This window comes from Acidovorax sp. GW823-FHT05D11, from assembly GCF_058795695.1.
In genome coordinates this window covers 2,415,105-2,441,008 of the sequence record NZ_CM179502.1, presented here as the reverse complement: position 1 = coordinate 2,441,008, position 25,904 = coordinate 2,415,105, and the positions used below count along the sequence as shown (strand labels likewise).

Genomic DNA, 25,904 nt, shown 5'->3' with positions numbered 1-25,904 from the left:
CAAGCCGCCTTTAGCCGACAACCACTTCTCTCCATGCAAGTTCCATACCCCTGATGGAATGGTGCATCGGAGCGTGGCCCGTCCCTCTCTGGCGCATGCGCGGCGACCACTGCAAGAAATGAGCCTCCACTCGGTGCGGCACCGGCACCACAGTGGGTCACCAGTGCCTGCCCGCCCCGTTGCGGGGCACCGCGACGCTATCTATGAGGACTTGGCGCCTGACAGCGCAGACTGCGCAAAGGCGAGATCGGGCAGGGACAGCGTGGCCTCCGCCACCTCGAGCAGCCGGCGGTTCTGGTCCATCGAGGTTTTCTGCAACACGCGGAAGGCGACTTCCTCGTTCATGCCCAGGCGGGCCATCAGCACCCCCTTGGCGCGCTCGATCACCTTGCGTTCGTTCAGCGTGCGGCGCGCCGCCTCCAGCTCGGCCTCCATGCTGGCCATGCGCGCCGACTGGGCCTGCAGCAGTTCCAGCAGCGAAGCCGATTCGGCCCCATGTGTGCCGGCCGCCGCCTCCGGCACGGACGTGGGTGCAACCGCGATGTCGAAGAACCGGTCCACCGCGTGCGTGCGCTGCGGCGGGTTGTCGCGCAGGCCGCGCAGCAGGCCCCTGGAGTCCTGCAGGTCCTGCTGCGCTTCGAGGATGCGAGCCTCGCAGTCCTCGCGCAGACGCTGGACCAGTTCGACCTGCAGTTGCCACAGCGCGTTGATGCGCTCCGTGCACACGTCGAACCAGGCGTCGCTCAGGTTGCTGTCCAGGGCGGCGCCGGGGCGCACCACGCACAGCGTGCGCCGCAGCCGCTCCAGCTGGGCCATGCCGGGGGCAAGCTGCTGCTGCTCCCAGCGTCCACGCAGGGCCGGATCGGCAAACTCGGAAAACACGCGCAGGCTGCGCTCCTGCGCGTCGATGAGGTGCAGCACCCGCTGCTGGTGCGCGTCGCTGCCCTGGCCGGAGGCATAGAGCAGCGCGCCCATGGCGCGCTCCTGGCCCGCCTCTTCCTGCGCCTGCACCAGGTGCAGCAAAGCCACCAGCTGGCGCGATACGCTGGGCAGCCCCGCGGCATCGGCCACATGGAAGACCAGCTCGATCAGACCCGCGATCAGGTGGCTGAACGCAGCGATCGAGTCGTGTGCGGTCATCGCCTGCTTGTAAATCTGGCTGCGCAGCGCGGGCAGAGAATCAAGCCCCAGGAGGGCCCACGCCATGAGCGACAAGGCCTTGGCCGTCGCGCCCTGTTCGGGTTCCACATGCTGGGCAAATTCCTGGCGCAGTCGCGCCTCCAGTGGCAGCACCTCCTGGATGATCCGGCTGCGCATGTCGGCAAAACGCTGGGCATTGGACGCCAGGTAGGCGCCCGATGCGCCGCGCTCGCGCTGCAGACCTTCTATCAGCTGGCCGATCGTGTCCACCAGAACGGCCCGGCTGGCGAGGTGGCGCACCGCGTCGATCTCCAGCTGGCGCGAGCGCAGCACAAGGGTCGAAACGGTCAGGGACGCGGCCTGGTCGGGCATGCGGGAACTCCAGAAAATCGATACGAGGGAATGCTAACCCCAGAACCTGCCGCGCGCCCGCCAAGCCTCCAGGGGCCTGCGCGGAACGCGATGCAATGCACTTCCGCACAACCCGGCCCGAAGAGTTGCCGGGACACGGCCTCAAGAGACCTCAAGGGCAGGCCCTCAGGCCATTGCAATGCTGACGCGCCCACCCTCGGCGCGCACGCCGTGCGCCCGCACCGAATGCTCGGGCGCCTCCAGGCATTCGCCCGTGCGCAGGTCGAAATGGTTCTTGTACAGCGGCGAGGCGACGACGACGCGCTCGCCCAGGTTGCCGATCAGCCCGCGCGAGAGCACGCTGGCGCCCGACTTCGGGTCCACGTTGTCGATGGCGAAGAACTGGTCGCTGCCGGTGCGGAACACCGCCACATGGCGGTTGGCCACCAGGGCGCAGACGCCGGTGCTGGGCAGGATGTCGTCGACCGCGCAGATGTCGGTCCAGGCAAGGGGGTCGGTACTGTTCATGGGAAGTGCGCTCATGGGAGTTCTCCGTTATTGATTCATTGCGCTACAGGTTGCCCGCAGCGCGCGCAACTGGCGCAGCCGACACCAGTGCCCCACGCAAGGGCCGCCCCGCCGCGAAGGGGGCGTATCCAGCGCATGCGCTGGGGGCGTCCCCCTCCCGGACTCGCACAGCGCATCGAGAGAAGGGTGAAGGCGCGAAGCGACTCAGGGGGTGCTTCATGTCAGGCGGCCTGGCGGATGGGGATGACCTTGGCGCCGCGCTCCTCCGCGCGGGCCGGGCGGATCTGGCCGCGCTCCTCGACGAAGAGCACGTTCTCGTCGGCCTTGTCGCTGTTCACGAACGAGCGGAAGCGCTTGCGCGTCTCGGGGTCGGTCACGGCGGTCTTCCATTCGCACTGGTAGGTATCGACCACGTTCTGCATCTGCGATTCGAGCTCGGCGCACAGGCCCAGGCTGTCCTTTTGCAAGACATCCTTGAGGTAGTCGAGGCCACCTTCGAGGTTCTCGCGCCAGGTGCTGGTGCGCTGCAGCCGGTCGGCCGTGCGCACGTAGAACATCAGCACCCGGTCGATCATGCGCACCAGGTCTTCCTTGGACAGGTCGGACGCGAACAGCTCGGCATGGCGCGGTTTCATGCCGCCGTTGCCGCAGATGTAGAGGTTCCAGCCCTTTTCGGTGGCGATGATGCCGATGTCCTTGCCCTGCGCCTCGGCGCATTCGCGCGTGCAGCCCGAGACGCCGAACTTGATCTTGTGCGGAGCACGCAGGCCCTTGTAGCGGTTCTCCAGCTCCACGGCCAGGCCCACGCTGTCGCCCACGCCATAGCGGCACCAGGTCGAGCCCACGCAGCTTTTGACCGTGCGCAGGGACTTGCCGTAGGCATGGCCGGACTCGAACCCGGCGGTGATCAGCTCCTCCCAGATCAGGGGCAGCTGTTCCAGGCGCGCACCGAACATATCCACCCGCGCACCGCCGGTGACCTTGGTGTACAGGCCGTACTTCTTGGCCACCTGGCCCACGGCGATCAGGCCGTCGGGCGTGACCTCGCCACCGGGCATGCGCGGCACCACCGAGTAGGTGCCGTCCTTCTGGATGTTGCCCAGGTAGTAGTCATTGCTGTCCTGCAGGCCGGCCAGCTCCTTCTTGAGCACGAACTCGTTCCAGCACGAGGCGAATACGCTGGCCGCCACGGGCTTGCAGATGTCGCAGCCCATGCCCTTGCCGTGCTGGGCCAGCAGTTCGCCGAAGCTCCTGATGTTGCCCACGCGCACCAGGTGGTAGATCTCCTGGCGCGAGTACGCGAAGTGCTCGCAGATGTGGTTGTTCACGGCCATGCCGCGGCGCGCCATCTCGGCTTTCATGACCTGGGTGACCAGGGGCACGCAGCCGCCGCAGGTGGCACCGGCCTTGGTGCAGGCCTTCATCTCTGCGATGGTGCAGGCGCCATTGCCCACGGCTTCGCAGATGCCGGCCTTGGTGACGTTGTTGCACGAGCAGATCTGCGCCGTGTCGGGCAGGGCATCCACGCCCAGGCCGGGTTTGGCCTTGCCATCGCTGGACGGGAAGATCAGGAACTCGGGGTCCTCGGGCAGCGTGATGCCGTTCAGGGCCATCTGCAGCAGCGTGCCGTATTCGGTGGCGTCGCCAATCAGCACGGCGCCCAGCAGTTGCTTGCCGTCTTCGCTGATGACGATCTTCTTGTAGACCTGGCGGCGCTCGTCCACATACTGGCAGGTGCGGCTGTGGGGCGTTTTCGCATGGGCGTCGCCGATGCTGGCCACGTCCACGCCCATGAGCTTGAGCTTGGTGCTCATGTCGGCGCCGACGAAGGCGGCGTCGGTCTCGCCTGCGATGTGGCGGGCGGCCACACGGGCCATGTCGTAGCCGGGGGCTACCAGGCCGAAGGTCTGCTCGTTCCACGACGCGCATTCGCCGATGGCGTAGACGTCGTGGTCGCTGGTACGGCAGGCGCTGTCGATGGCCACGCCACCGCGCGGGCCGATGGCCAGCAGGCTCCGGCGCGCCAGTTCGTCGCGCGGGCGGATGCCGGCGGAGAAGACGATCATGTCGGTCTCCAGCCAGGTGCCGTCGGCAAACACCATGCGGTGGCGCGCACGGGCACCATCGGTGATCTCCTGGGTGTTGCGGCCGGTGTGCACCTGCACGCCCAGCTCCTCGATCTTGGCGCGCAGCACGCGGCCGCCGCCCTCGTCCACCTGCACGGCCATGAGGCGCGGGGCGAACTCGACCACATGGGTTTCGAGGCCCATGTCGCGCAGCGCCTTGGCGCATTCCAGACCCAGCAGGCCGCCGCCCACGACCACGCCGGTCTTGGATTTGGCGCCCGAGGCCTGCATGGCCTCCAGGTCTTCGATGGTGCGGTAGACGAAGCAGTGGTCGCGGTCGCGCCCCGGCACCTGGGGCACGAAGGGGTTGGAGCCAGTGGCCAGCACCAGCTTGTCATAGTGCAGCACCTCGCCGTCGACCGTGGTCACGGTGCGAATGCGGCGGTCCACCGAAGCGGCCCGCGCCGCCAGGCGCAGGGTGAAGCCGGTGCGCTCGAAGAAGCCGGGCTCGACCAGGGAGAGTTGCTCGGCCGTGGTGCCGCTGAAGAAGGCGGAGAGGTGCACCCGGTCGTAGGCGGGGCGTGGCTCCTCGCACAGCACGGTGACCTCGACGCCGGTCATGCCGGTCTCGGCCAGGCTTTCGAGGAACTTGTGGCCGACCATGCCGTGGCCAATGAGAACGATTTTCATGCTAGTGATCCTGCAATGGACCGGGCCGCCCGGAGGGCAAGTGCAGGGATGCTGTGCATCGGCAGCCCCGAGGGAGGCAACCAGTGCACCTCACCCTCCGCAACGGCACGGGTGTGGATTGGAACGACCCCACGAGAGGCTCATAGCCTCGCTCGTCCGGGGGTTCCGCCATCATTAGCGGAGGGTGTTGGTCGGTCCGACGGCAGCTTCACCGGCAGACATGCAACGGTAGATCGCAATATCCATGCCGCCCTTTCAGCCCCTGCGGCCACATAGCGCTCGCCAGGAGCGGGCAAGCGGGTTGGCATCAGCGACCCGGCCGGCACGGAGTCGCATCAATGCGGTGCAAACCATCACCAAATCAGGGCATCGCCTCAGGTTGGGACAAATTGCCGCAGGCAGACCTCGTCGGAATGCCCCAGGGACAGCCAGGAGTTCTGATACCTGGAAGGCGTGCCGTGTGCTGGTTTGTTGCCATTCTTTCTTTTTCAAACGTGCCCGCCTCATGCAGACTGAGACGATGCAGTCCGGCCGGTCAGGACACCTGTTCAGTGCTCCTGAAAGGATGGCCAGCCAGGGCAGGAATCCCAGAGCTTTTTTTTCCTATATGAGGACTACCAACATGAGCGTGGAACGCAGAGGCAGCGCGGACAGGCGCAGCGGAAAGGACCGCCGGCAAGTGGAAAAAGGGCCGCCCACCAACTATGAACGCAGGCGCACGGTCGAAGCGCGGCAACCCGAGCTGACGGAACTGCACCTGAGCGAAGAAGAACTCAAGGCACTGGGATTCGCGCAGGACCAGCCAGCACCCCAAAAACCAACCTGATCGCTGCGACCTGGCAGCAGCCACGTTTTCAATGCTGTTTCGTGCGCGGCAGGGTATCCGTCGCAAGCACCGCCCAGGCAGGCGGCTGGACTCGCCCACCCTCTCCTCTTGCACCGCCCGTTGGCACGTCACGCCGTGGCGAGCGCGAGTCGCAGGATCAGTTTTGCATCGCCTTGTTTTTTATTCGCCGTGCAGCGTGAGCAGGCGGTGCGCGACCATGTCCAGCGCGGGCCGCGTGTTTCCCTGCTTGTCCGTCCAGACTCTTGGCGTGATGCTTCCCGCCAGCGCCACAGAGTCTCCATCGCGCAGGGCGTGCATGGAGGCGCAGACCCCTGCCTCAAATGCAATCACGTTGACGAACAGCGTCTCGCCATCCGCGGTGCTTGCTCGCACCTTGGAGACGGTAAAAGGCTTCCCGGCCTTGTCAGTACGCCGCTCGGCCTCGCCATACAGCCTGCCGGCCACCAGTCCATCGATCATGAGAGTCCTTTGCGGGGCGAGCCGCTACTTTGGTTTTGGCGGGGGCAACCGCAACACGGGCTGACCACATGTCAGCACTACCTCGACAGGGAGCCTGCTGATCAGCGGGGGCTCGGTATCGCCACCATGCCTGCACAGCACGCAGCAGCAAGCCGCCTTTCATTTCACCCCAGGCCGTGTGGCATGTTTTTCCGCGACCAAGCAAAAAAGCCCAGAACCTTTCGGTTCTGGGCTTTTGCTAACAATGGTCGGCGTGGCGGGATTCGAACTCGCGACCCCTTGCACCCCATGCAAGTGCGCTACCAGGCTGCGCTACACGCCGACAAGACTTAGATTATATGCAGAAAAAAGGTCAACCCAGAGAAAGTAGCGCCCGAATTTCAAATAATTCTTTGCGCACCGCATTGGAGTCCAGCGTGATGCCCATCGCATCGATGGAAAGATCGCGTGCGCTGTCCACCAGCATGCTGGGCATCTCGGAATCAAACCCGTTCATCGCGCCGTCGGCCCCTGCCTCATCGCGGGCGGGATGCGCAAGCTCCTGCAGGCGATTGCGCGCGCCACTGATGGTGAACCCCTGGTCATACAGCAGATCCCGGATGCGGCGGATCATGAGCACTTCATGATGCTGGTAGTAGCGCCGGTTGCCACGCCGCTTCATGGGGCGCAGTTGAGTGAACTCCTGCTCCCAGTAACGCAATACGTGGGGCTTGACGCCACAAAGCTCCGCGACCTCACCAATCGTGAAGTAGCGCTTGGCGGGGATCGAAGGAAGGGGGGTGCCCATGGGTGGTGGATTCAAACCGGTCAGCCAGCTAGCGTACTGCAGACGCGCACGGACCGCCAGTCATCGGCAACATTCTGGTCACAAAAACGGCACAAATTCACGATCCGGCAGCCGTCTGGATCTGTTCCTTGAGTTTGCTGCTGGCGTGAAACGTCACCACGCGGCGTGCCTTGATCGGAATGGCCTCGCCCGTGCGCGGGTTGCGCCCGGGCCGTGGTGCCTTGGTGCGAATCTGGAAGTTGCCGAAACCCGATAACTTCACATCCTTGCCCTCCACCAGGCTCTGCGAGATCAGGTCGAAGAATGCGTCGATCATGTCCTTGGACTCGCGCTTGTTCAAGCCAATCTGGTCAAACAGCAGATCGGCCAGTTGTGCCTTGGTCAGCGCTGGCGTTTCCAGGCTTTCGACGGCGAATTCGATCATGGCGTCAGCTCCCTTGAACATCATCAGACACGCAGCCGTGCGCCCATGCGCTGGGCCAATTGCCCCACCACCGCTTGAACAGCGGCATCGATCTCGGCCTCGGTGAGCGTCGCCTCGTCGCTGCCCAGAGTCAGGCGCACCGCCAGGCTCTTCTCCCCGGGAGCCAGGCCACCGGCGGGTGCCTCTTCGCCCGCACGCAGCGCCTTGGGCCGGTACACATCGAACAGCACGGCCGAACGCAGCATTGCGCCGGGCACCGCTTGCTGGACCGCCGCCATGACCTCGGCATGGGTGACCCGCTCAGCGACCACCACCGCCAGATCACGTTCGACGGACTGGTGCTTGGCCACGGACTTGAACTGGGGCACTGCACGCTGCAATACGGCATCCAGTTCGAGTTCAAACATCACCGGCGCTTGCGGGAGCTCCCACGATTGGCGCCACTGCGGGTGCAGCTCGCCCACGAAACCCACGGCCCGCCCGTTGAGGAGCACCCGCGCGCAACGGCCGGGGTGCATCGCAGGATGGACGGCCGGCTCGAACGTGGCTCGCAGCGGCGCCAGCAAGGCCTCGAGATCGCCCTTCACATCGAAGAAGTCGATCGACTGCTCCTTGCGGCCCCACTGGAGCGCATCGTTGGGTCCATAAGCCAGACCGGCCACGCGCATGGGCTGGTGAAAGCCTTCCACCGTGGTGTCGCTGTTGGCCACGCTGGCATCCCGCAGGAACACACGGCCCAGCTCGAACACGCGCACGCGCTCGGCGCGGCGATCCAGGTTGAACTTGAGCACCTGCAGCAGAGAGCCCAGCAGGCTCGAGCGCATCACGCTCATCTGGCTGGCGATGGGGTTGAGCAGCTTGATGGGCTGCGCGTTGGCCGCCAGCTCCCGCTCCCAGCGCTCTTCCACGAAGCTGAAGTTGATGGTTTCCTGGTAACCCAGGCCCGCCAGCGTACGGCGCACGGCGAACGGGCTGCGCGTGGCCTCGGCCGGCAGCTTGGGGGTGATGGGGGCCAGCGGCGGCGTCGTGGGCAGGTTGTTGTAACCCACCATGCGCGCAACCTCTTCGATCAAGTCTTCTTCGATGGTGATGTCGAAGCGGTAGGCCGGTGGCGCCACGGTGAGAGTGCCATTGCCTTCCGTGAACGGCAGGCCCAGGCGCCTGAACACGTCAGCGCACTGCAACTGCGTGAGCGGCATGCCGATGACCTTGGCCGCGCGCGCCACGCGCAGCGTGACGGGCTGGGGCACGGGCAGGTTCACGCGCTGGTCGTCCATCGGGCCGCAGGCCGTCTCGGGCGTGCCGCAGATGTCGATCACCAGCTGGGTGATGCGCTCGATGTGCTCCACCGTCAGCGCAGGGTCCACGCCGCGCTCGAAGCGGTGGCCCGCATCGGTCGAGAAGTTGTAGCGGCGCGAACGCCCGGCCACTGCCTTGGGCCACCAGAAGGCAGCCTCGATGTAGATGTGCTTGGTGTCGTCCGAGACGGCGGTGGCGTCCCCGCCCATGATGCCGGCGAGCGACTCGACCTGCTGGCTGTCGGCGATCACGCCGACCTTTTCGTCGACGGTGATGGTGTTGCCGTTGAGCAGCTTGAGCGACTCGCCCGCCTTGCCCCAGCGCACATCCAGCCCGCCATGGATCTTGTCCAGGTCGAAGATGTGCGAGGGACGGCCCAGCTCGAACATCACGTAGTTGGAGATGTCCACCAGCGGCGACACGCCGCGCTGGCCGCAGCGCGCCAGGCGGTCGAGCATCCACTGCGGCGTGGTGGCGCGGGTGTTCACGTTGCGCACCACGCGGCCGCTGAAACGGCCGCACAGGTCAGTGGCACTGATCTTCACGGCCAGGGTGTCCGGGACTTTGGAGGCCACTGCCGGGAAGGCCGGCTGCGAGAGGGGCACCCCGGTCAGCGCGGAGACTTCGCGGGCGATGCCGTACACGCTCAGGCAGTGCGCCAGGTTGGGCGTGAGCTTGAGCGTGAACAACGTGTCGTCCAGGTTCAGGTGCTCGCGGATGTCCTGGCCCACGGGCGCGGAGGCATCAAGTTCGAGCAGGCCGCCGTGGTCTTCCGACAGCTTGAGCTCGCGCGCCGAGCACAGCATGCCCTGGCTTTCCACACCGCGCAGCTTGCCGACCTTGATCAGGAAAGGCTTGCCGTCGTCGCCCGGCGGCAGCTCGGCGCCCACCAGGGCGCAGGGCACCTTGATGCCCACGCGCGCATTGGGTGCGCCGCACACGATGTTGAGCAGGGCGCCCTGCCCCACGTCCACCTGGCACACGCGCAGGCGGTCGGCATCGGGATGCTGCACGGCTTCCTTGATCTCGCCCACGACGATCTTCGCGAACGGCGGCGCCACGGGGCGCAGCTCCTCCACCTCCAGGCCGGCCATGGTCAGCGTCTCGGCCAGCTCGGCGGTCGAAAGGGGTGGGTTGCAGAACTCACGCAACCAGGATTCAGGGAATTGCATAGTCGAACTCTTGTACGGGGTCGTATACGGAAATTACCCTGCGCGGTCTCTCGGGACACATGCGCCAGGGTGAAAACGGCTGGGCGGACCGCCGGGCTGCCCGAATGGCAGCCGTCCGGCCCTGCTGGTTACTGGAACTGCGACAGAAAACGGATGTCGCCGTCAAAAAACAGGCGCAGGTCGTTCACGCCATAGCGCAGCATGGTCAGGCGGTCGGGGCCCATGCCGAAGGCAAAGCCGATGTATTTTTCGGGGTCCAGACCCATGTTCCGCACCACGTTCGGGTGCACCTGGCCGGAGCCGGCCACTTCCAGCCAGCGGCCGGCGAGCGGGCCGGTCTGGAACTGGATGTCGATCTCGGCGCTGGGCTCCGTGAAAGGAAAAAAGCTCGGGCGAAAGCGCAGAACCAGGTCGTCGCTTTCAAAGAAGGTGCGGCAGAACGCCGTGAAGATCACCTTCAGGTCCTTGAAGCTCACGTTCTCGCCGATCCACAGGCCTTCGCACTGGTGGAACATGGGCGAGTGCGTGGCATCGCTGTCCACGCGGTAGGTGCGTCCCGGCGCGATGACGCGGATCTCGGGCATGGGCTGGCCGGCGTCGAGCAGCGCGCGGTGCTTCTTCACATGCTGCACCGCGTGGCGGATCTGCATGGGGCTGGTGTGCGTGCGCAGCAGGTTGGGCGCCTCGGGGGTGCCGCCTTCCACGTAGAAGGTGTCGTGCATGGAACGCGCGGGGTGGTCTTCCGGCGTGTTCAGTGCGGTGAAGTTGAACCAGTCGGTCTCGATCTCGGGGCCCTGGGCCACGTCGAAACCCATGGAGCCGAAGATGCCCTCGATGCGCTCGAGCGTGAGCGACACGGGGTGCAGGCCGCCCTGCCCGCGCTGGCGCCCTGGCAGGCTCACGTCCAGGGCCTCTGCCTTGAGCTGGACCTGCAGTTCCGCATCGGCCAATGCCTGGCGGCGCGCGGTGAGCGCGGCCTCGATGGCCTGCTTGGCGACGTTGATGGCGGCGCCGCGGGACTTCTTCTCATCCACCGACAGCTGCGCCATGCCCTTCATGAGCTCGGTCACGCGACCCGACTTGCCCAGGAACTGCGCCTTGGCATTTTCCAGATCAGCAGGGGTGGCGCTTTGGGCAAACAGTTGCGTCGCGCTCTCGACCAGGGAATCCAACTCGTTCATATCGACTCTTGAAAATGAACAAGGGCTAGCGCCTTTTCAAGCCCTAGCCCTTGCTGTTATTGCGCAAGCAGCTATCAAAAAGATAGCCACTCATCGTGAACTCAAGCAGCCAGCTTGGCCTTGACTTGCTCCACGATGCTGCCAAAGGCAGCCTTGTCGTGCACTGCGAGGTCGGCCAGCATCTTGCGGTCGATCTCGATGGATGCCTTCTTCAGGCCGTTGGCGAACTGGCTGTAGGTCAGGCCCAGTTCACGGGCAGCGGCGTTGATACGGGCGATCCACAGCTGGCGGAACACGCGCTTCTTGGTGCGGCGGTCACGGTAGGCATATTGCCCAGCCTTCATTACCGCCTGTTTGGCGATGCGGAAGACGTTACCGCGGCGACCACGGAAGCCCTTGGCGAGGGCGAGAACTTTCTTGTGACGGGCACGGGCCGTTACACCACGTTTGACGCGAGGCATGTGAGTACTCCTTGTTCGTCGTTATTAAAGGCCAGCACCGGGCAGCATTTGTGCGATAGAGCCCATGTTGGTCTCATGCACAGCAACTGCACCACGCAGGTGGCGCTTGTTCTTGGTGGTCTTCTTGGTCAAGATGTGACGCTTGAAGGCTTGACCGCGCTTGACGGTGCCACCGGGACGAACGCGGAAACGTTTTTTCGCGCTGCTCTTGGTCTTCATTTTGGGCATGTGAATGCTCCTTTTCGTTGTGCTCGTGAGGCGTTTGCAAACCGATCTGCAAACTTGTTGGCCCCGAGCCACTTTTTCAACCGGTATTCACCGGCTGTGCGGCAGTGCCTTCGCACTGCCTATCGCCGGAAGTGTCCCTTGCGGGCCACCTCTGGCAAATCTCTGTCTCTTCTGCGCGGGCCGCTCAGGCCGCACTGCCCGAAGGCGTGCTTTCAGCGGCTGCCGGCTTGGCTGCAGCAGGCTTCTTCTTGCCCGGCGCGATCATCATGATCATCTGGCGGCCTTCCAGTTTGGGAAACTGCTCGATGATGATGGAATCGGCCAGCTCATCGCGAATGCGGTTGAGCAGCGCCAGACCCAGTTCCTGGTGGGTGATTTCACGGCCGCGGAAACGCAGCGTGATCTTGCACTTGTCACCATCGGCCAGGAAGCGGCGGATGTTGCGCATCTTGATGTTGTAGTCGCCATCGTCCGTGCCCGGACGGAATTTGACTTCCTTGATCTCGATCACCGTCTGCTTGGCCTTCGCCTCCGCAGCGCGCTTTTGCTCCTGGTACTTGAACTTGCCGTAGTCCATCAGGCGGCACACCGGCGGGTTCGCTGTGGCAGCGATTTCCACCAGATCCACATCCAGCTCGCCTGCCATGCGCAGGGCTTCCATGAGGCTGACCACGCCCAAAGGCTCATTCTCTGGCCCGGACAGACGGACTTCCGGGGCCATGATTTCACGGTTCAGGCGGTGCTTGCGCTCTTCACGGTGGCGACGATCACGAAATTCAGTAGCGATGGCTATCTTCCTTCAATCAAAATACTACAAAAAATGTAGCTACAACCGCACAGCTGGCATGCGACAAAGCACGTTTTGAATCAAACTCAGGCTTTGGTGGCGATGTCCTGGGCGATCAGCTCAGCGAACGCTTCGATGGACATCACACCGAGGTCACGATTGCCCCGGCCGCGTACTGCAACGGCGCCTGCGGCCTTTTCCTTGTCGCCCGCGACGAGGATGTATGGCAGCTTTTGCAACGAATGCTCACGTATTTTATACGTAATCTTCTCATTGCGCAGATCGACCGCCACCCTAAGGTCTTGATTCGGCAGCGCTTTTTGCAGCTTTGCAGCAATTTCGCGACAGTAATCGGCCTGCGCATCGGTGATGTTGAGCACCGAAACCTGCACGGGCGCAAGCCACACCGGGAATGCGCCCGCATAGTGCTCGATCAGCATTCCGATGAAGCGCTCCATGCTGCCCACCGTGGCGCGGTGCAGCATCAACGGGCGCTTGCGGCTGCCGTCTTCGGCCACGTATTCCGCATCCAGGCGCTCGGGCAGGTTGGGGTCGATCTGCATCGTGCCGCACTGCCATTGCCGGCCCAGCGCGTCCTTGAGCGTGTACTCGATCTTGGGCCCGTAGAAGGCGCCCTCGCCTTCTGCGATCTCGAACTCGCAGCCCGAATGGCGCAGACCATCCATCAGTGCCTTCTCGGCGCGGTCCCACGATTCATCGGTACCGATGCGCGCCTCGGGCCGCGTAGCCACCTTGTAGATGATGTCTGTGAAGCCGAAGTCCTTGTAGACCTTCTGCACCAGCGCCGTGTAGTTGGCGCACTCTTCCAGCACCTGTTCTTCGGTGCAGAAGATGTGGCCGTCGTCCTGCGTGAAGCCGCGCACGCGCATGATGCCGTGCAGGCCGCCCGTCGGCTCGTTGCGGTGGCAGGCACCGAACTCACCATAGCGCAGCGGCAGGTCGCGGTAGCTCTTGATGCCCTGCTTGTAGATCAGGATGTGGCCGGGGCAGTTCATCGGCTTGAGCGCGTACTCGCGCTTTTCCGATTCGGTGGTGAACATGTTGTCGCGGTACTTGTCCCAGTGGCCCGTTTTCTCCCACAGGCTCTTGTCCAGGATCTGTGGCCCCTTGACCTCCTGGTAGCCGTTGTTGCGGTACACGCGGCGCATGTACTGCTCCACCTCCTGCCACAGCGCCCAGCCCTTGGGGTGCCAGAACACCGTGCCCGGCGAATGCTCGTCCATGTGGAACAGGTCCAGTTCGCGGCCAAGCTTGCGGTGGTCGCGCTTCTCGGCCTCTTCCAGCATCGTGAGGTATTGCTGCAACTCCTCCTTGGAGGTCCAGGCCGTGCCATAGATGCGCTGCAGCATCTCGTTGCGGTGGTCGCCGCGCCAGTAGGCGCCCGCCACCTTCATGAGCTTGAAGAACTTGAGCTTGCCCGTGCTGGGCACGTGGGGGCCACGGCACAGGTCTTCGAAATTGCCTTCGCGGTACAGGCTCACATCTTCATTGCTGGGGATGCTGGCAATGATCTCGGCCTTGTAGTGCTCACTCAGGCCCTTGAAGTAGGCCACGGCTTCGTCGCGCGGCAGCACGCGCCGCACCACGGGCTCGTCCTTGGCGGCCAGCTCGGCCATGCGCTTTTCGATGGCCACCAGGTCTTCAGGCGTGAAAGGACGCTTGTACGAGAAGTCGTAGAAGAAGCCGTTTTCGATCACCGGGCCGATGGTCACCTGCGCCTCGGGGAACAATTCCTTGACGGCATAGGCCAGCAAGTGGGCCGTGGAGTGGCGGATGACTTCCAGCCCATCGGCATCCTTGGCCGTCACGATCGCCAGCGGGCTGTCGGCCGTGATCTGGTAGCTGGTGTCCACCACCTTGTCGCCAATCTTGCCGGCCAGGGCGGCTTTGGCCAGGCCCGAACCAATGGATGCGGCCACTTCGGCCACCGTGACCGGACCCGGGAATTCGCGCTGCGAGCCGTCGGGAAGCGTGATGTGAATCATGGGATAACTCTTTCTTTTCGATCAGTGCAATGGGTGCGGGCACGCGCCAGGCCCAAAAACAAAAAAGCGCGGAACGGGTCCGCGCTTTCTGGAGGAGGTGTGCAATCTCGTGCAGGCGCGAACAGCCAGCCTCAACGGCCGGTCAACATCTCCGATGTAGTTCGCGGTGTCATAACCAGATTGCCTTTCTCGCTCTTGTGCAGTGAATTTGCCTTCATTTTACCCCTGCCGCCCTGGATCCTCCATTTGTGCCGGCGTTTACCCGGGGTTCAATGGTTTTTGCGCCACACAGTTGCGTTGCAAACACACGCCACCGCTCTCGCAAACACCGCGTGATGCCTGGCGGCTCGCCAAAATGTGAGACAGTAATGCGCGCGAGCGCAGGCAGCACTCGAAACGACAGCGATACCACGCCCAGATACCTGGCGAAGATGCCCCTGTGTGTATTGGCGCGTGACTTGACTTGCCTGCAAGGGCCGCCAGTGCTCTTGCCAGGACATGACCGCGCGCTCAGCCCGTGCAACGCACGTCCGCCCTGCAGACCAGCCGCCACGGGCCCATTGGCTTATGAGAACGTTTATGCACCCAGAGATTTCCGTCGTCATCCCGGTCTACTGCGAAGAAAAGGGAATCCACGTCACGCTGCACGAAGTGGATAGATTCCTCAGCGCGACAGCATCCTCCTGGGAAATCGTGGTGGTGGATGACGGGTCTCGCGATGACACCTGGGGCCAGCTCAGCGCCATCTCCCAGAAAATTCCGCAGTTGAGGGCCCTGAAGCTGAGCCGCAACTTTGGAAAGGAGGCCGCTGTCTCCGCGGGAATGGAAGCCGCCAGGGGCAAGGCGGTTGTCATCATGGATGGAGACATGCAGCACCCCCCTTCCCTGCTGCCCCAGATGATCGAAACATGGCGCAGCGGCACGGTCGACATCGTGGAGGCCGTCAAATCGAACAGGGGCGACGAAACCCGCCTGTCTGCGGCACGCGCCAAGCTCTTCTACTTCATATTGAGGGTGTTCTCGGGCCACGACCTCAAGGGTGCCTCAGACTACAAACTGCTGGACCGGCGGGTTGTCGACGCCTATCTCACCATGAAGGAGCGCAACGTTTTCTTCAGGGGCATGGTGAGCTGGATGGGCTTCCGCTCGATCCAGATTCCCTTCGAAGTGGAACCGCGGGTCGCTGGAGACTCCGGCTGGTCCGTCTTCGGATTGATCCGCCTTGCGGCCGTGGCAGTCACCAGTTTCAGCTCCTTCCCCCTGCACCTGATCACGATTTTCGGCGCGGTATTTCTGTGTTTCTCTGTGCTCCTGGGCATGCACACCGTTTACATGAAATTGAGTGGAATGGCGGTTGACGGATTCACCACGGTCATACTGCTGCTGCTGATCATCGGCAGTTTTCTGATGATGGGCCTGGGAATCATTGGCGAATACCTGGCACGCATCTATGACGAAGTGAAGTACCGCCCGCGATACATCGTTTCCACGGAACTGCCCAAGGACGGGCCTTGACCCGATACGCACCGGTGCCGCCAGGGCGGCGCCACCGTGCCTGGCACGGGAACACCATCCATGGCATGCCAGCAGACGGCCGGTGAAAGCAAACCTTTGTGGCAACAGCCCTTCCGCCACCGCCTGCCGCAAGCCCACACTCACAATTACGGATACCCGCCACTGCCATGCCAAAGCTATCAAAGCTCCTTCGCTACGGCGTCGTGGGCGTTATCGGGGCGGTGTCGCACATGTCCACGCTCTTCCTCCTGGTGGAATTCGATTTCGCGGGCCCTGTCGTCGCCACCACCGCCGGGTTTCTGGTGGCGCTGCTGATCTCCTACGCAATGAACAGGATATGGACGTTCGGCTTCACCGGAAGCTATTGGGCATCGCTCGTCAAGTACTGCATCGTCTCGGTGATCGGACTGGGCCTGAACATCCTCATCATCAAGCTGTTCACGGACTATCTGGGCCTGTGGTACGGATGGGGAGCCTTCTTCGCCGTGGGCGCCGTCGCACTCAACAATTTTGTTCTGAACAACGCCTGGACCTTCACCCAGAAAGCCCCGTCCCGTTGATGCCACACGGCAGATAGCTGTCTGCCAAGAACATCCACATGGAAACAGAAGACATGCCGACAGCACCCCCTCCTCCATCTGCCGAGATCGCCGAGTCATTGGATTGCACTGCTCTTCATTGCGCTGCTGGGCGCGATCCAGATCTATTTTTACGACATCACGTTCCACGGCCCGGATCAGATCAGGGACATGGAAATTGCACGGAAGCTGATCCACAACGGCGAATGGCCCTTGCGCGGCCCTCCACTTTTTGGAGAACGCCTGAGCCTGCCCCCCGGGTTTTACTATCTGCTCGCGGCCCCCTTGCTGATCCGGGACAGCGAAGTTTCCGTATTCATCGCCTTCGGCATCCTCTTCGCGTTGTCGGTGTGGTACCTGTGGAGGAACATCAGCGCCTGTTTCGGCCCGCGGTGTGCGCTTGCCTACGCCGTGCTGGCATTCCCGGTCTGTTCATCGCTGTAGCTGCGCCGTGACAGCGGTAGTGCCCACCTTCACCCCGCAGAGCGGGCACCTCGCTGCGGGGCCCGCCAGCTTGCCATTCGAGGAGCGGTGGAAGCTGCGGCGAAACCCCATGAAAAAAGCCACCCCGCAGGGTGGCTTTCTTGTCTTGCTGTCTCCCCATCCCCCTGTGCGGGGGACGCCGGATCAGTGGAACTGCTCTTCTTCGGTCGAACCCGTCAGGGCCTTCACGGAGGACGAGCCACCCTGGATCACCGTGGTCACGTCGTCGAAGTAGCCTGCGCCCACTTCCTGCTGGTGCGACACGAAGGTGTAGCCCTTTTCGCGTGCTGCGAATTCTGGCTCTTGCACCATTTCGGTGTAGTGCTTCATGCCTTCGCCCTGGGCGTATGCATGGGCGAACTGGAAGGTGTTGAACCAGTTGATATGGATGCCGGCCAGCGTGATGAACTGGTACTTGTAGCCCAGTGCCGACAGGTCTTCCTGGAACGAAGCGATCTGCTTGTCGTTGAGGTTCTTCTTCCAGTTGAACGATGGCGAGCAGTTGTACGACAGCAGCTTGCCGGGGCAGGCGGCGTGCACGGCCTGGGCGAATTCACGGGCGAAGCCGATGTCCGGCACGCCGGTTTCGCACCACACCAGGTCGGCGTAGGGGGCGTAGGCCACGCCACGGCTGATGGCTTGCTCCAGGCCGTTCTTGACGCGGTAGAAGCCTTCTTGCGTGCGCTCACCAGTCAGGAAAGGCTTGTCGTTGGCGTCGTGGTCGGACGTGATCAGGTTGGCGGCTTCGGCGTCGGTGCGGGCCAGCACGATGGTGGACACGCCCATCACGTCGGCCGCGAAACGTGCGGAAATCAGCTTCTCGCAGGCTTCCTGCGTGGGCACCAGCACCTTGCCACCCATGTGGCCGCACTTCTTCACGGCCGCCAGCTGGTCTTCGAAGTGAACGCCTGCGGCGCCCGACTGGATCATGTTCTTCATGAGTTCGAAGGCATTCAGCACGCCGCCGAAACCGGCTTCCGCATCGGCCACGATGGGCAGGAAGTAGTCGATGAATTCCTTGTCGCCGGGGTTGATGCCACGGCCCCACTGGATTTCGTCGGCACGCTTGAAGGTGTTGTTGATGCGGCGGACCATGGTCGGCACCGAGTCATATGCGTACAGCGACTGGTCGGGGTACATCGTTTCGCTGGTGTTGCCGTCGGCGGCCACTTGCCAGCCCGACAGGTACACGGCTTCGAGGCCTGCCTTGGCCTGCTGCATGGCCTGGCCGGCGGAGATGGCGCCAAACGCGTTCACGTAGCCCTTCTTGGCGCCGCCGTTGATCTTGTCCCACAGCTTTTCAGCGCCACGCTTGGCCAGCGTGTGCTCGATGGGCAGCGAGCCGCGCAGGCGCACCACGTCAGCGGCGGAGTAGCCGCGCTTCACACCCTTCCAGCGGGGGTTGGTCGCCCAGTCTTTTTCCAGGGCGGCAATTTGCTGTTCGCGGCTCAGTTGTTCGTTGAGGGATTGGGGCATGAGATCACTCCAGGGGTTGGTTGAAAACGCCGGGCTGCTGCGTGCTGCCCTTGGGGACAACTTTAAGTCTTCTATAAGACCTGCGCAAGCTCTTATGTCTTATAGAAGAGATAAATTTTCTTCTTTCAAAACAACAGCTTACACACAACATTTCTCAATACAGAAATTGATTTCTCATATCGAGAAAAATTGCGGCAATGCAACATCTATCGTATTCCAAATTATGAAATCCAATTTCCGCATTGCAAAAGATTGATCAGGAATCGGCTGGCGGCTGCAGAGCCTGCAGCCAATCCCCCCCGGCGATGCGCTGGGCGGACTCCACATACCTCGGGTTGATCTCATAGACCAGGCAGGGAACGCTGCGTCCCTCGACCTCGACCACGATGCCGCGCTTGGCATATTCGTCGCTCGGATTGGCGCCCAGGTCCTCGATATCGTCCAGAACGGATTCCAGCGCCGGCGCGATGGCATAGACCTCGCCGGTCACCCACCGCCCTCCACCCAGCGTCATGCCGGGATACCCCCCGAGGTGATAGAGGCTGCCCGCCACCCGGGCCATCCCGATGAACCTTGGCGCCGGCCGCAGGCGGTTGATGTCGTTGGTGCCGCCGCGCCGCAGCGTTCCATAGACAAAGACATGGCGTGCAGGGGGGACGGGCACGGATTCGTCGGGCATGATGCGCACTCTTTTTCGTTGAACGATCACCAGTCTAGTGAACACCACGCCCAGCCGCCCCTTCGCCTACGTGTGCCTGGCCCTCAGCATGGCGCTGGTCGGCAGCTATGTGGCACTGTCCAAGCCCCTGGCGACGGCACTGCCCGTGTTCCTGCTCGCATGGCTGCGCTTTGGCATTGGCGGCGTGGCGATGCTGCACTGGCTCAGAAAGCCTGTGGAGGAACCCCCGCTCACACGGCAAACCCGGCGGCTGCTGTTTCTGCAATCGTTTCTGGGCAACTTCCTGTTCACCGTCTGCATGCTGTACGGCGTGAGCCTGACCAACGCCGTCTCGGCCGGCGTCACCCTGGCCGCGATACCTGCTGCGGTGGCCGTGATGGGCTGGGTCTTCCTGCGCGAGAAGGTCGCGCCGCGCACCTGGGCGGCCGTGGCCTGCGCAGTGGCCGGCATTGTCTTGTTTTCGCTATCAAAACAAGAGCAATCAGCACACATTGCACAAGCGCCAGATGCCCAAAACATGCAAGATCTGGCATGGCTGGGCCCCTTGCTTCTGGTGGGTGCCGTGGTGTGCGAGGCCGCCTATACGGTGATCGGAAAGAAGCTCACGGGCAGCCTCGGGCCCAAACGCATCACCTCGCTCATCAACCTGTGGGGCTTCGTGCTGTCCACCCCCTTCGGCCTGTATGCGGCCTGGCAATTCGACTTTGCCGCCGTGGGCTGGGGCACGTGGACGCTGCTGGTGTTCTACGCGCTGGCCGCCTGCGTGTGGACGGTCTGGCTGTGGATGACCGGCCTCAAGGCCGTCCCGGCGGCGCAGGGGGGCGTTTTTTCGGTGATGCTGCCTGTCAGCGCGGCCCTCGTGGGCGTGCTGGTGCTCGGCGAATCGCTCACAGGCCTGCAATGGGCGGCATTTGCCATTGCCCTGGCCAGCGTGCTGATGGCCACCCTGCCCTCACGCGCTGCCTTGCGCGTGGGCCGGCGTGCCAGCTGAGGCGCGGCCTACGGCCTGCGGCCTCCCCCCGTTCATGCAGCCAGGGGCCCCGCGCTGACCACGATGCCGTCTGAGTCGGCATACAGCCAGTCGCCCGGCCGCACCCAGACGCCCTGGATCTGCACCGCGACGTCGCGCTGCCCTTCGCCCCGCCGCTCGGTGGGCAGCGGCATCAGCGCCAATGCGCGGATGCCCACGGCGGCCGCATTGAGCTCGGCCAGATCGCGCACGCAGCCATCGACCACCAGGCCCGCCCAGCCATTGCGTGCCGCGGCGGCGGCCAGGTTGCCGCCCACCAGCGCCCGGCGCAGCGAGGCCCCGCCGTCCACCACCAGCACGCGGCCCTCTCCAGGCGACTCCACCGCGGCCTTCACGTGGGTGTTGTCCTCGTGGCACTTGACGGTGCTGACCGCGCCCGCGAACGCAGCCACACCGCCAAAGCTCTGGAAGACCGGGGGCAGCACACGAAAGGCCCCGCCCATGTCCCCCTTGTGCACATCGCAGAAATCGCAGGTGCTGAATGCGTTGACAGGAAGTGCAGCGGTCATTTTCAAAGGCCTTTCAAACAGGAAAAGAAGGAAAGAGACGGGACGGGACCTGCCGCCAGCGGTCCGTTTCCAGCTTCGGGCGGGCCACCGGCGCCGTGGTGCGTCCGGCATTGTCATACAGACCTCCCGGACGCCATCCAGGCCTGCGCTGCCATAGGGAAAACGCGTGCGCACGCACCGCTTTGTCAAGGCAGGAGCGCCGCGCACGCGACTTATTGGCCCGCACGCGGCGCCACGGCTACAAATCGAGGCAAAAAAAGCCGTTTCTCCCTTGGAAACGCGTTTTTTTCCCAGTAGCATCAGCCTGCCAGTGGGACAGCCTAGTTTTCGCTGGTGAAAATTTACTTCCAACAAGGAAAACCCAACATGGCAACTGCAAAAAAAGCTCCGGCAAAAACAGCCCCCGCAGCCAAGACGGCTGCTGCCCCCGCCAAGAAGCGCACCCCCAACGCTGCCTTCATGAAGGCGCTCACGCCCAGCCCCGCGCTGGCCGCCGTGGTGGGCTCGGCACCGCTGCCGCGCACGGAGATCATCAGCAAGCTGTGGGTCTACATCAAGGCCAACAACCTGCAGGACGCCACCAACAAGCGCAACATCAATGCCGACGCCAAGCTCAAGGAATTGTTCGGCAAGCCCCAGGTGTCGATGTTTGAACTCGCCGGCCTCATTGGCAAGCACGTCAAGTAAGCGCTTCGCGCCCCCCCGAAAAAGCCGGCTCTGCCGGCTTTTTTTCGTCCGTACCCAGGCAAAGTGTGGCGTGTAAACATCAATGCAAATGAGAATGACCCTCATTCGATGTAACATAAAGATGCACGAAGAAGCATGACTTTGTGACGTATTTCTCACAAGCGTCATTGCATCCGGCTCGTTTGCGGCGCACATCGGGCGCCGACCTGCACATCCCCCATCGACGGAGTCCATCTTGGCAAAATCACGCGCTCAGCGCCGCAGCACCGCGCTGCGTCAAACCGCATCCCCTGTTTCCACCGCCACCGGCGCATCGTCCGACATGGCCCTGCTGCCCCTGGGCGCCCTGATGCTGGCCGCCTCCATGGGCGCCATGGCCCAGTCCGGCACACCGGAAGCCACCATGTCCACCGTGACGGTACAGGAAGCGGCCGAAGTGCAAGGCAAGGACACCCTGCTGCTCAAGAAGACCACCGTCGGCAAGGGCAACCAGGACATCAAGGACATCCCCCAGTCCGTGACGGTGTTCACCGAAAAGCTCATGAACGACCGCAACCAGGACGACTTCCGCGAGGTGCTGCGCACCACGGCGGGCGTGACCTTCCAGTCGGGCGAAACGGGTGAAGAAGACGTGCGCATGCGCGGCTTCTCGCTGGGCCTGGCCGGTGACATCTATGTGGACGGCATGAAGGACGCTCCACTGATCGAGCGCGACACGTTCAACAACGACCGCATCGAAGTCCTCAAGGGCTCGGCCTCCATGCTGTTCGGCAAGGGCTCGACCGGCGGCATCGTCAACCAGGTCAACAAGTACCCGCTGCTGATCGACCAGCACGAAGCCAGCTACACCTTCGGCACTGGCCAGTTCCACCGCGCCACGGGCGACTTCAACTGGAAGACCGGCGAAAACGCGGCCTTCCGCCTGAACGCCATGGTGCAGGAGTACGACAACTACGGCGCCAAGCAGGACAAGCGCGGCATTGCGCCCACCTTCGCCTGGGGCATCGGCACGCGCGATGAATTCTCCATCGGCCTGTACTACCTCGAATCCAAGGGCCGTCCGCTGTACAACCACCCCTGGCGCGTGGTCGACGGCAAGATCAACACGCCGCTGGATGCCCGCAACTACTACGGCCTGGCCAGCGACCACAACGACACCTCATCGCAGTACGTGACGCTGGGCCACATCCACCGCTTCGACGACAACGGCGAGCTGACCACCCGCCTGCGCTACGGCAAGTACGAGCGCGACCTGCTGGCCAGCACCATCGGCTTTCAGAACGGCAACATCACGCTGGGCCAGATCAATGGCAGCACCGTGCTGACCCGTGGCTCCAAGGGCCGCCTGGGCGAGAGCGAAGTGCTGCAGGTGCAAAGCGACTACAACAACACCTTCAACTGGGGCGGCCGCAAGCACGCGGTGCTGGCCGGCGTCGACTACTACGACGACGATGCCAAGCGCAACCAGAACTACGCCAACACCACGCCGCGCCCCAACACCACCGTGGGCTCGCCCAACGATGGCGCCTGGGTGGCCGACGGCCGCGCACCGGTGCAGTGGAATACCTTCACCTCGCGCAACCTGGGCCTGTACTTCCAGGACACGGTCGCGATCAACGACACCCTGAAGCTGGTGGGCGGCCTGCGCTACGACAACTTCAGGGCTTCCTACAAGAACGCCACCGGCGCGCTGAGCAACTCCCGCTCCGACAGCCTGGTCAGCCCCCGCGTGGGCCTTCTGTTCCAGCCTACCGAGCTGACCTCGTACTACGTGTCGTACGGCACCTCGTACAACACCTCGGGCGACACGTACCAGTTCGGCAACCCCGGCGCCGGCACGGCGCGCACGGCCAACACCGACCCTGAAAAGAGCCGCAACTTCGAGATCGGCAGCAAGTTCGAGCTGTTCGAGCGCCGTGCCCTGCTGGGTGTGGCCGCGTTCTACAGCCAGAAGTACAACGAGCGCAACACCGACCCCGACACCGCAGCCCAGCAAGAGCTGCTGTCCGGCAAGCGCCACGCCACCGGCATGGAATTCAACCTCGCCGGCCGCCTGACGCCCCAGTGGGAACTGTTCGCCAACCACACCTGGATCCCCTCAGCCAAGATCGACCACAGCAATGTGGTGGTGCCCGCCAACGGCGGTGGTGCCCAGGCGCAAGGCGACCGCCCAGGCCTCACGCCCAAGCACAGCGGCAGCGTGTGGACGACCTACGCCGTCACCTCCAAGGTGCGCGTGGGCGCGGGCGTGACCTACCGCGGCAAGCAAAACCCCGAAGGCTCGCGTGCCGTGTACGCCAGCGGCTTCGCGGTGATGGACGCCATGGTCGAATACGCGTTCGACGACAGGACCACGCTGAAGCTCAACGTCAACAACCTGTTCGACCGCACCTATGCGGACGGCCTGTACCGCGGCTTCTACACGCCGGGCACGGCGCGTTCCGTGCAGCTGTCGCTCAAGACGCGCTTCTGATGCGCATGCGATGCGCCTGTGGTGCGTTGCTGACGCACTGAAAGCGCCGATGTTTTGACGAAACGACACCGCCCCTTCATTGGGGCGGAGTCACAATCAGGCCCCATGTTCCTGCACATCAAAGACGTACTGACGGCCGAAGAGGTCGCCCTGTTCCGGCAAAAGCTCTGGGCGGCCGACACCCCCTGGGTGGATGGCGCCCGCAGCGCGGGCAGCCAGGCCGTGCACCAGAAGAACAACCTGCAACTCGCGCAGGGCAGCGAGCTGTCGGCCCAGCTGCAAGGCATCGTCAAGGCCGCGCTGGCCCGCAATGCGCTGTTCTTCTCGGCCGCCCTGCCCCGGCGCATCTACAACCCGCTGTTCAACAACTACGGCGACGGCGCCAACTTCTATGGCCGCCATGTGGACAGCGCCGTCATGCACTCCAAGGCAGACAGCTGCTGGGTGCGCAGCGACCTGTCGTGCACGCTGTTCCTGACCCCGCCGGACGAATACGACGGCGGCGAACTGGTCGCCACCGAAGCCTGGGGCGAAAAACGCATCAAGCTGCCGGCCGGCGACATGATCCTGTACCCCAGCAGCACCGTGCACCAGGTGTCGCCCGTCACCCGCGGCCACCGCATCAGCAGCTTCTTCTGGGTGGAAAGCATGGTGCGCGGACTGGAGCAGCGCCAGCTCTTGTTCGACATGGACATGGCCCTGCTGCGGCTGCGCCAGAGCGTGGGTGAAACGGATCCTTCGGTCATCGCCCTGTCGGGCACGTACCACAACCTGCTGCGCATGTGGGCCGACGTGTGAGCGCCGCCCCTTTCGCTCCTTTATTGATAGCACCTTGCGCGCTCTGAACAAGCGCCAGGTGCTTTTTTCATTGCCATGACCCACGTCCCCGCACGCCAACAGCTTCCTCCGGGCATGGTCAGCCTGGCCGACCACGAGCAGCAGGCCCGGCAGCACCTGGACGACAACGCCTGGGCCTACTTCAGTGGCGGCGCGGCCGATGAGATCAGCCTGCGCAGCAACCGCAGCGCATGGGACGCCCTGCCCCTGTGGCCCCGCGTGCTGCGTCCGCTGGCGGGCGGGCACACCCGCGTCCAGCTGCTGGGCCGCACGCTGGCACACCCCATCCTGCTGGCACCCGTCGCCTTTCAGCGCCTGGCCCACGCCGACGGCGAGTTGGCGATGGCCTACGCGGCTGCGGCCCTGGGCGCGGGGGTGGTGCTGAGCACCCAGGCGAGCGTGTCGCTGGAGAGCATTGCTCAGGCCGTACTGCCCGACCCCGGCCGCGGTCCGCTGTGGTTTCAGCTGTACCTGCAGCCAGACCGTGGCTTGACCCGCGCACTGGCACAGCGCGCCGAGGCCGCAGGGTACGAAGCCCTGGTGCTGACCGTGGACGCGCCCGCCAGCGGCGCACGCGACCGGGAGCGCCGCACGGGCTTTCGCCTGCCGCCCGGCATCGGCCCCGTCAATCTGGCCGGCATGCGGGCGCCGCCCACCCCACCCCTCGGCGCGGACCAGAGCGCGCTGTTCGACGGGCTGCTGCACCACGCCCCCACGTGGGACGACGTGGCGTGGCTGCAGTCCGTGACCCGGCTCCCCGTGCTGCTCAAAGGCGTGCTGCACCCGGCGGATGCGCGCCAGGCCGTGGCGGCCGGCGTTGCGGGCGTCATCGTGTCCAACCACGGCGGGCGCACGCTGGACACCGCCCCGGCCACGGCCACCGCCCTGCCGCGCGTGGTGCAGGCCGTGGGCGGCGCACTGCCGGTGCTGGTGGATGGCGGCATCCGGCGCGGCACCGACGTGCTCAAAGCGATGGCGCTGGGGGCATCCGCCGTGCTGGTGGGGCGCCCGGCCGTCTGGGGGCTGGCCAATGCGGGGGCCACCGGCGTCGCCCACGTGCTGCGCCTGTTGCGCGACGAGCTCGAGATCGCCATGGCGCTCACCGGCTGCGCCACGCTGGCAGACGCCACGCCAGCCTTGCTCACCGCAGGCAGCCCCGGCTGAGGCGGCGGCTTTGCGCCGGTTTCTCCCTCATGGCAGAAATGGCTTAT

Annotated in this window: 25 protein-coding genes and 1 tRNA gene; 10 read left to right on the top strand and 16 right to left on the bottom strand. The window is 64.1% G+C overall.

Annotated features, from left to right (window positions below; all coding sequences use genetic code 11):
* Positions 1-201: 201 nt before the first annotated feature.
* The 3 genes from AC3RCE_RS11400 to nirB form a co-directional block, all read right to left on the bottom strand.
* Positions 202-1,512 (bottom strand): nitrate- and nitrite sensing domain-containing protein, encoded by a 1,311-nt coding sequence (locus AC3RCE_RS11400; RefSeq protein ID WP_492255215.1) that lies wholly within the window; start codon positions 1,510-1,512, stop codon positions 202-204.
* 165 nt (positions 1,513-1,677) lie between these two features.
* Positions 1,678-2,034, bottom strand: a complete 357-nt coding sequence (gene nirD, locus AC3RCE_RS11395; RefSeq protein ID WP_255590835.1) for a nitrite reductase small subunit NirD — start codon at positions 2,032-2,034, stop codon at positions 1,678-1,680.
* Between the two features lie 206 nt (positions 2,035-2,240).
* Positions 2,241-4,775, bottom strand: a complete 2,535-nt coding sequence (nirB, locus tag AC3RCE_RS11390) for a nitrite reductase large subunit NirB (protein WP_492255214.1) — start codon at positions 4,773-4,775, stop codon at positions 2,241-2,243.
* 622 nt (positions 4,776-5,397) lie between these two features.
* On the opposite strand from nirB, the gene AC3RCE_RS11385 reads away from it, so the two are divergent.
* A complete protein-coding gene (locus AC3RCE_RS11385) occupies positions 5,398-5,601 on the top strand; it encodes a hypothetical protein (protein WP_218297537.1) in 204 nt (67 codons plus the stop codon).
* 180 nt (positions 5,602-5,781) lie between these two features.
* On the opposite strand, the gene AC3RCE_RS11380 is transcribed toward AC3RCE_RS11385, so the two are convergent.
* The 10 genes from AC3RCE_RS11380 to thrS form a co-directional block, all read right to left on the bottom strand.
* Complete coding sequence (locus tag AC3RCE_RS11380; protein WP_218297538.1) at positions 5,782-6,081, bottom strand: single-stranded DNA-binding protein; 300 nt, start codon at positions 6,079-6,081, stop codon at positions 5,782-5,784.
* A gap of 245 nt (positions 6,082-6,326) precedes the next feature.
* Positions 6,327-6,403, bottom strand: a tRNA-Pro gene (locus tag AC3RCE_RS11375).
* Positions 6,404-6,433: 30 nt separating this feature from the next.
* Positions 6,434-6,868 (bottom strand): MerR family transcriptional regulator, encoded by a 435-nt coding sequence (locus tag AC3RCE_RS11370; RefSeq protein ID WP_218297539.1) that lies wholly within the window; start codon positions 6,866-6,868, stop codon positions 6,434-6,436.
* Positions 6,869-6,965: 97 nt separating this feature from the next.
* Complete coding sequence (locus AC3RCE_RS11365; protein ID WP_218297540.1) at positions 6,966-7,292, bottom strand: integration host factor subunit alpha; 327 nt, start codon at positions 7,290-7,292, stop codon at positions 6,966-6,968.
* Between the two features lie 23 nt (positions 7,293-7,315).
* Positions 7,316-9,763, bottom strand: a complete 2,448-nt coding sequence (gene pheT, locus AC3RCE_RS11360) for a phenylalanine--tRNA ligase subunit beta (protein ID WP_492255213.1) — start codon at positions 9,761-9,763, stop codon at positions 7,316-7,318.
* Between the two features lie 128 nt (positions 9,764-9,891).
* A complete protein-coding gene (gene pheS / locus AC3RCE_RS11355; protein WP_218297542.1) occupies positions 9,892-10,944 on the bottom strand; it encodes a phenylalanine--tRNA ligase subunit alpha in 1,053 nt (350 codons plus the stop codon).
* Between the two features lie 101 nt (positions 10,945-11,045).
* Positions 11,046-11,405: a 50S ribosomal protein L20 gene (gene rplT / locus AC3RCE_RS11350; protein WP_005795139.1), complete on the bottom strand. Its 360-nt coding sequence runs from the start codon at positions 11,403-11,405 to the stop codon at positions 11,046-11,048.
* Between the two features lie 24 nt (positions 11,406-11,429).
* Complete coding sequence (gene rpmI, locus AC3RCE_RS11345; RefSeq protein WP_056645539.1) at positions 11,430-11,633, bottom strand: 50S ribosomal protein L35; 204 nt, start codon at positions 11,631-11,633, stop codon at positions 11,430-11,432.
* Positions 11,634-11,817: 184 nt separating this feature from the next.
* Entirely contained in the window at positions 11,818-12,354 is a 537-nt protein-coding gene (gene infC, locus AC3RCE_RS11340; RefSeq protein WP_369642341.1) for a translation initiation factor IF-3, read from the bottom strand.
* Between the two features lie 152 nt (positions 12,355-12,506).
* Positions 12,507-14,426, bottom strand: coding sequence for a threonine--tRNA ligase (gene thrS / locus AC3RCE_RS11335; RefSeq protein ID WP_492255212.1), 1,920 nt, complete (start codon positions 14,424-14,426; stop codon positions 12,507-12,509).
* Positions 14,427-15,005: 579 nt separating this feature from the next.
* On the opposite strand from thrS, the gene AC3RCE_RS11330 reads away from it, so the two are divergent.
* From AC3RCE_RS11330 to AC3RCE_RS11320, 3 genes are all read left to right on the top strand, one after another.
* A complete protein-coding gene (locus tag AC3RCE_RS11330) occupies positions 15,006-15,941 on the top strand; it encodes a glycosyltransferase family 2 protein (RefSeq protein ID WP_218297544.1) in 936 nt (311 codons plus the stop codon).
* A gap of 167 nt (positions 15,942-16,108) precedes the next feature.
* On the top strand, positions 16,109-16,501 hold the full coding sequence (locus AC3RCE_RS11325) for a GtrA family protein (RefSeq protein WP_218297545.1): 393 nt from the start codon (positions 16,109-16,111) through the stop codon (positions 16,499-16,501).
* 189 nt (positions 16,502-16,690) lie between these two features.
* A complete protein-coding gene (locus AC3RCE_RS11320; RefSeq protein ID WP_492255211.1) occupies positions 16,691-16,963 on the top strand; it encodes a hypothetical protein in 273 nt (90 codons plus the stop codon).
* A gap of 183 nt (positions 16,964-17,146) precedes the next feature.
* On the opposite strand, the gene aceA is transcribed toward AC3RCE_RS11320, so the two are convergent.
* Complete coding sequence (aceA, locus tag AC3RCE_RS11315) at positions 17,147-18,478, bottom strand: isocitrate lyase (protein ID WP_055402695.1); 1,332 nt, start codon at positions 18,476-18,478, stop codon at positions 17,147-17,149.
* On the opposite strand from aceA, the gene AC3RCE_RS11310 reads away from it, so the two are divergent.
* The gene (locus AC3RCE_RS11310) at positions 18,477-18,734 is read left to right on the top strand and encodes a hypothetical protein (RefSeq protein ID WP_492255210.1); all 258 of its coding nucleotides are present in this window, start codon (positions 18,477-18,479) and stop codon (positions 18,732-18,734) included. The two genes, aceA and AC3RCE_RS11310, sit on opposite strands and share 2 nt — an antisense overlap.
* Here the strand turns inward: AC3RCE_RS11310 and AC3RCE_RS11305 are convergent, their stop codons facing one another.
* Positions 18,735-19,157 carry a gamma-glutamylcyclotransferase family protein gene (locus AC3RCE_RS11305; RefSeq protein ID WP_492255209.1) on the bottom strand — a complete coding sequence of 141 codons (423 nt, stop codon included), beginning with the start codon at positions 19,155-19,157 and terminating at the stop codon, positions 18,735-18,737.
* A gap of 88 nt (positions 19,158-19,245) precedes the next feature.
* On the opposite strand from AC3RCE_RS11305, the gene AC3RCE_RS11300 reads away from it, so the two are divergent.
* Positions 19,246-20,148: a DMT family transporter gene (locus AC3RCE_RS11300; RefSeq protein WP_492255376.1), complete on the top strand. Its 903-nt coding sequence runs from the start codon at positions 19,246-19,248 to the stop codon at positions 20,146-20,148.
* Positions 20,149-20,180: 32 nt separating this feature from the next.
* On the opposite strand, the gene rraA is transcribed toward AC3RCE_RS11300, so the two are convergent.
* The gene (gene rraA / locus AC3RCE_RS11295; RefSeq protein WP_492255208.1) at positions 20,181-20,696 is read right to left on the bottom strand and encodes a ribonuclease E activity regulator RraA; all 516 of its coding nucleotides are present in this window, start codon (positions 20,694-20,696) and stop codon (positions 20,181-20,183) included.
* Between the two features lie 366 nt (positions 20,697-21,062).
* On the opposite strand from rraA, the gene AC3RCE_RS11290 reads away from it, so the two are divergent.
* The 4 genes from AC3RCE_RS11290 to AC3RCE_RS11275 all read left to right on the top strand — a co-directional run bounded on the left by AC3RCE_RS11290 (position 21,063) and on the right by AC3RCE_RS11275 (position 25,857).
* Complete coding sequence (locus AC3RCE_RS11290) at positions 21,063-21,383, top strand: SWIB/MDM2 domain-containing protein (RefSeq protein WP_055402700.1); 321 nt, start codon at positions 21,063-21,065, stop codon at positions 21,381-21,383.
* A gap of 322 nt (positions 21,384-21,705) precedes the next feature.
* A complete protein-coding gene (locus AC3RCE_RS11285; RefSeq protein WP_492255375.1) occupies positions 21,706-23,856 on the top strand; it encodes a TonB-dependent receptor in 2,151 nt (716 codons plus the stop codon).
* A 105-nt stretch (positions 23,857-23,961) separates the two neighbouring features.
* The gene (locus AC3RCE_RS11280; RefSeq protein ID WP_218297551.1) at positions 23,962-24,654 is read left to right on the top strand and encodes a Fe2+-dependent dioxygenase; all 693 of its coding nucleotides are present in this window, start codon (positions 23,962-23,964) and stop codon (positions 24,652-24,654) included.
* A gap of 75 nt (positions 24,655-24,729) precedes the next feature.
* Positions 24,730-25,857 carry an alpha-hydroxy acid oxidase gene (locus tag AC3RCE_RS11275; protein ID WP_492255207.1) on the top strand — a complete coding sequence of 376 codons (1,128 nt, stop codon included), beginning with the start codon at positions 24,730-24,732 and terminating at the stop codon, positions 25,855-25,857.
* Positions 25,858-25,904: the final 47 nt, after the last annotated feature.